The sequence below is a fragment of the Nitrospira sp. genome (assembly GCA_016873435.1).
Classification (GTDB): Bacteria; Nitrospirota; Nitrospiria; order Nitrospirales; family Nitrospiraceae; genus VGXF01.
In genome coordinates this window covers 1-5,091 of record VGXF01000025.1, presented here as the reverse complement: position 1 = coordinate 5,091, position 5,091 = coordinate 1, and the positions used below count along the sequence as shown (strand labels likewise).

The following is a 5,091-nucleotide window of genomic DNA, read 5'->3' as shown; positions in this document are numbered from 1 at the left end:
AGATGGGGCTTGACGAGATCGGACACCTGCTGTCGTGCAATCGCGATGGCACGTTCATCGAGGGCTATGACGCACGCATCGAGTTTAAGCGTAGCCAGACCATCATGGGCGGCGCCAGCTATTGCGATTTCCGCTATCGCATGTCGGGAAAAAAGGCGGGTTGAGCGGCGAGTCCTGGCTCGGCGCAGTGGCGAGGTGTCGTGGTAGAGAGTTGGGTGGGTGCCCACGGTCGGGTGGGTGGCTGGCCTCGGTGTCGGCTCGCGCTCCACGGCTTGTAGGCCGCGTATAGGAGGTCCAACTTCAGAGGTCTAACTTCGAGTCTAAGTATACTTGGAGTTTAAACCTTTTTTAATAAGGAGTACCTGATGGATCGCAGAAAATTTGTTGCTGGAACTGCAGCTTCAATTTCGGGAATGGTATTGCCTAGTCTGTCAGAGGCTCAGTTTCAGGATTGGCCCTCGCGTCCGGTCAAGATCGTGGTGCCAAGCGTTCCTGGCGGTAGTCTCGATATTTTGTCCCGACTTTTTGGCCGGGGTATGGGCGAGCGCCTAGGCCAGCAGTTTTTGGTTGAGAATAGGGCTGGCGGAGGTGGCAATATCGCGTTCGATGCTGTAGCAAAATCACGCCCCGATGGTTACACCATCATGATCGCCTCAGACCCCCTGGCTGTGAATCCAGCTATGTTTAGTAATCTAGCATTTGATCCGCTGCGCGATTTTGCACCCATCATCATGATCGCGACGCTTTCTCAGGTACTAGCGATTCACCCTAAAGTTCAAGCTGCTAGCTTTGCAGAATTCGTGGCACTAGGTCGATCACGCTCGAAAGCCATCACGGTTGGCACCTCAGGGAACGGCTCACCTGGTCATCTAGCCGTAGCGCTCATGGTTCAGGCTGGGATTCCGCTTGTGCACGTACCCTATCGCGGAGCGGGCGCCGCTTTAGTCGATGTCGTCGGTGGCCAAATTGACGCCACTATCGTGACCCTTCCAGCGACGATCGGCTTCATCAGGCAGAACCAGCTTCGTGCGCTTGCTGTTAGCTCTTCAAGACGCTCGCGCTTCGCGCCTGAATTACCTTTAATGTCGGAGGCGGTTCCAAGTATCATAGTTGATTCTTGGCAAGCTTTTTTCGCTCCAGCCGGTACCCCTCGTGAAGTGATTGGGCGACTAAATACTGAATTTTCTACATTGCTCAAAACAAAGGAAATAATTGACAGCTTTCAGATCCAGGCCTTTGAAGCTGGCGGTGGATCACCCGAGGATCTTGGCAAGTTCCTGCGCGCTGAGACAGCTCGCTGGTCGCCAATAATCAAGGCCGCTGGAATCCGTGCCGATTGAACTACGTAAAACTTCACTTTGCATGATTCGAGGCGCTTAACGAAAAACCGCCTTGTTATTGTGGCTCGCGAGATCAACTAAACAGGAACATGCCATGAAGCGTAAACCAATCATCTTTAATGAGCAGCGGCTGAATGCGTTGATGGACCTTAAGGGCATCGACCTGATAATCGTTCGCGGAACAGAAAACTCTAAATATATCAGCGAGTTCTTCCACAACGGTGCCAACCTCGGGTACAGGCCGTTCACGGTGTTCTATTTTCGTGACCCCGCAATGAAGCCTGCTTTCGTTGTGCCGGCGGTCGATTTACATCTCGCTATGGATTCGACCTGGATCGAGGATGTGCGCGCTTATGCGATGGCTGAATTCTTCACAGATCTCGATGTTCGTTTCTACAAGGATTTTTTTGAAGCGGCAAAGGACATTCTGCAAGAAAGAAATGTCAAGGGTTTTACGATCGGAACCGAGGGCGAGAACCTTACCACGGGATTCCGCAAGAAGCTCGAGGAGATTTTGGCCGGCAACAAGCTTGTCGATGTAGCGCTCGACATGGATATCGTACGAATGGTAAAGACACCTGAAGAAATTCGCCGTTTACGTAAGGCGACAGAAATAACAGTCAGGGCACACGAGAGTTTTCGTGCTGCGATCATACCCGGCAATACTGATGAAGACCTTACCCGAGTAGCCCTCGGACGCATGATCGCTGAAGGTGCCGACGGGATTCACTTCATCAATGTGGGGTGTGGTCCGAAGACTTCATTCGCTGCGCACAGCCCGTTCCCAACAGGGCACCAGATGCAAGTCGGTGATTTCGTCAAGGTGGACATGGGTGCAATGTACCGCGGATACCCGGCAGATTTTGTACGCTCTTATTTTATTGGACAAGCCACCGACCGGCACAAGAAAATCTGGGCTCGGCTCAACGAAGTGCAAGTCGAACTGGGTATGTGGCTCAAGCCGGGCTTGACCGGGGGCGAGATATTTGAGCGTGGGTACAGCCACATCAGCAAGTACCTGCCTAATTTCCCGAGGGAATTTGTTGGGCACGGCCTAGGCCTCAACCCTCATGAGCAGCCGCGAATGAACCAAGTAAATCGTACGGTGCTCGAAAACGACACGGTAGTATGCCTTGAATTTAGTTACTACCATGAAGGCGTCCGCCATCACACTGAGGATACGTTTCTAATTAAGGCTGGCGGTGTGGAGCACTGGACTGCAAATTGCCCGCGCGAACTCGTTGTCCCCGCGTAGGTCTGGACAAGACCGAAAAACGCCTTATCACCACTGGAGGGCGGATCACCTGCTGACTCAGGACGGTGATACCCTCGCGGATCAAAGAAAAGGTGCTCTCAATCTCCTTTACACCGAGCGCAGCTCCCGAATTGGTGAAGGATCTGCGATCCATGCGACCTCACCGCTGTTTGCCGATTTTCTCGCCTGTGCGTCCGTATTTAGATAGGTCTGGGCATTGGAGGTTCGTGATGCGCATTCCCCGATTGTTGCTCTGGACGTTATTTGCTCTTGCCGCTAGCGCGACGCAAGCGCAAGAATGGCCTTTGAAGCCGGTCAAGGTGATCGTCCCCTTCCCGCCTGGCGGCGGCACCGACACCGTGGCACGCCCGCTGTCGGCCAAGCTCTCGCAGATGCTCGGTCAGCAGTTCGTCATCGACAACCGCGGTGGCGCCGGCGGTACCATCGGCGCGACGCTTGCCGCCAAGTCGCCGAATGACGGCTACACCGTGCTGCTCGCGCCCGTGCACCTGTCGGTGGCGGTCACGGCCTACAGGACCCTGCAGTACGATCTCGAGAAGGACCTCGCGCCGGTAACCTCGGTCGCGGTCTTTCCGGACGTGATGGTGGCGGCCGCGCGGGTACCGGCGAAGAACCTCGGCGAGCTGCAGGCCTACGCGCAATCGAACCAAGGCAAGCTCAATTGCGGCTCGGCGGGCAACGGCACCACGCGGCACCTGTCCTGCGAGTTGTTCAACACCGCCGCGGGCGTAAAGGCCACCCACGTGCCCTACAAGGGAACCGGGCCTGCGACGCAGGCTCTCCTGGCGGGCGAGGTCGACTGGGTGTTCGAGGCCCTGGGCAGCGCCGCCTCGCACATCCGTGCCGGGAAAATCCGCCCGATCATGGTCACCTCGGCAAGGCGCTCGCCGTCCTTTCCCGACATCCCGACGGCGATCGAATCGGGCCTTGCCGGATTCGAGATCACCTCCTGGTACGGTATCTGGGTGCCGGCCGGCACGCCGCGTGCTATGGTGCAGAAGCTTCAGGCGACGGTCGCCAGGGCCTTCGACGAGGCCGACATCAAGGAGCTCTGGTTCAAGCTCGGCGCCGAACCGGGCGGCTCCACGCCAGAGGCGTTCGGCGTATTCGTGCGACGCGAGATCGAGAAGTGGGGCAAGGTGGTGCGCGAGGCAGGCGTCAAGGTTGAATAAACTCGAACCCCGAGCAGGCGCGTGTGGCGGCCCGATGTGCCCAAAGCCGCCTGATCCTCAATCGGAGAGCGGTTTTGCAACGGGGCTGACGATGCCCGTGGTCCCGCTCGCGCCAATGCTCCAATTCGCTTCGGAATGAGGTGATTGGTGTCGATTCAGGGACTGAATCCTCATAGAAAGCGAGTAGTCTTCGCCAAACAGCGCACGCTTGGCCGCGCTGACTTACTCCCGGGATGGGAGTAATGTTGTCCATCAGAAAAAAAGTGGTTTAAAATTCCTGTACTCCTCTGAACTTACCGCAAGTGCCAGTTGACGGGCGGTCTCAAAAGCGTGATGAGGCTGAACCGCAAGGATTAAAAAAACGGATGGACTTAAAAAAAGTCGAGCGCGTTTACTCGAACTACGCAGCGGTCTATGACCGCATTTTCGGCCGGGTGTTTCACGAGGGCCGCGAGTCGGCTGTTCGTAACCTAGAGGTCAAGCCCGGCGAGCGCGTACTGGAAGTCGGTGTCGGTACCGGCCTTTCTCTTCCGCTCTACCCGTCTCACTGCCATGTCACGGGCATCGATCTCTCTGGCGGCATGCTGGACAAGGCGCGCGAACGGTCGGCCGTGCAGGGGCTCGTTCACGTCGAGCTGCATCAGATGGACGCTGGTAACATGAAATTCACGGACGACAGCTTCGATACGGTCGTAGCGGCCTATGTCGTGACCGCAGTGCCGGATTACCGGTCGGTCGTAGCCGAGATGATCCGGGTCTGCCGAGCGGGCGGGCGGATCATCCTTCTCAATCACTTCAGCAACGGCAACAAGCTGATCGCCGCGGTCGAAAAGGTCATTTCACCGCTCTGCAAGCATATCGGTTTCCGCACCGACCTCGCGCTGCACCACGTGCTGGAAGGTACATCGCTGCAGGTGGCCCGAAAGGACATGGTCAATCCCCTCCGCTTCTGGCATCTCGTCGAATGCATCAATCAGAAGAACGGAGCAAATCATGCCCCGAATAACAACTCCCGTCCCCACTCGAACTGAGTTCCTTTAAATTCTTCTTTATTCTTCACGCAGGTCGCGGCGATGGCTGCTCCTTGCGCGGCAGGGCATCGAACGCGACGCGGTTGGCGAGGCCTGTAGCCTTGATCGCATCAAGATGGAGCGCGGCGTTGTCGGCCCAGAACAGGACGTGGATCAAATCGTGATCCTTCGCGCGCGCGCGACCACCGGCCAGCGCTCGGCGGCTCGGCCATCGCGCACCGCCCAGACCTCGCTCTGCAAGGCCACCGTCGGGCAGATGTGGCGCGGAATGC

General features: G+C 57.0%; 5 protein-coding genes. All 5 read left to right on the top strand.

Annotated features, from left to right (window positions below):
• Positions 1 to 164 (top strand): 2-amino-thiazoline-4-carboxylic acid hydrolase (locus FJ248_08595; protein ID MBM4120937.1); only part of this gene is annotated, 164 nt, incomplete at its 5' end.
• A gap of 201 nt (positions 165 to 365) precedes the next feature.
• Entirely contained in the window at positions 366 to 1,340 is a 975-nt protein-coding gene (locus FJ248_08590; protein ID MBM4120936.1) for a tripartite tricarboxylate transporter substrate binding protein, read from the top strand.
• Between the two features lie 94 nt (positions 1,341 to 1,434).
• Entirely contained in the window at positions 1,435 to 2,595 is a 1,161-nt protein-coding gene (locus FJ248_08585) for an aminopeptidase P family protein (protein ID MBM4120935.1), read from the top strand.
• A gap of 230 nt (positions 2,596 to 2,825) precedes the next feature.
• Positions 2,826 to 3,788 carry a tripartite tricarboxylate transporter substrate binding protein gene (locus FJ248_08580; GenBank protein MBM4120934.1) on the top strand — a complete coding sequence of 321 codons (963 nt, stop codon included), beginning with the start codon at positions 2,826 to 2,828 and terminating at the stop codon, positions 3,786 to 3,788.
• A gap of 365 nt (positions 3,789 to 4,153) precedes the next feature.
• Positions 4,154 to 4,819: a methyltransferase domain-containing protein gene (locus FJ248_08575; protein MBM4120933.1), complete on the top strand. Its 666-nt coding sequence runs from the start codon at positions 4,154 to 4,156 to the stop codon at positions 4,817 to 4,819.
• The last annotated feature ends 272 nt before the right edge of the window (positions 4,820 to 5,091 follow it).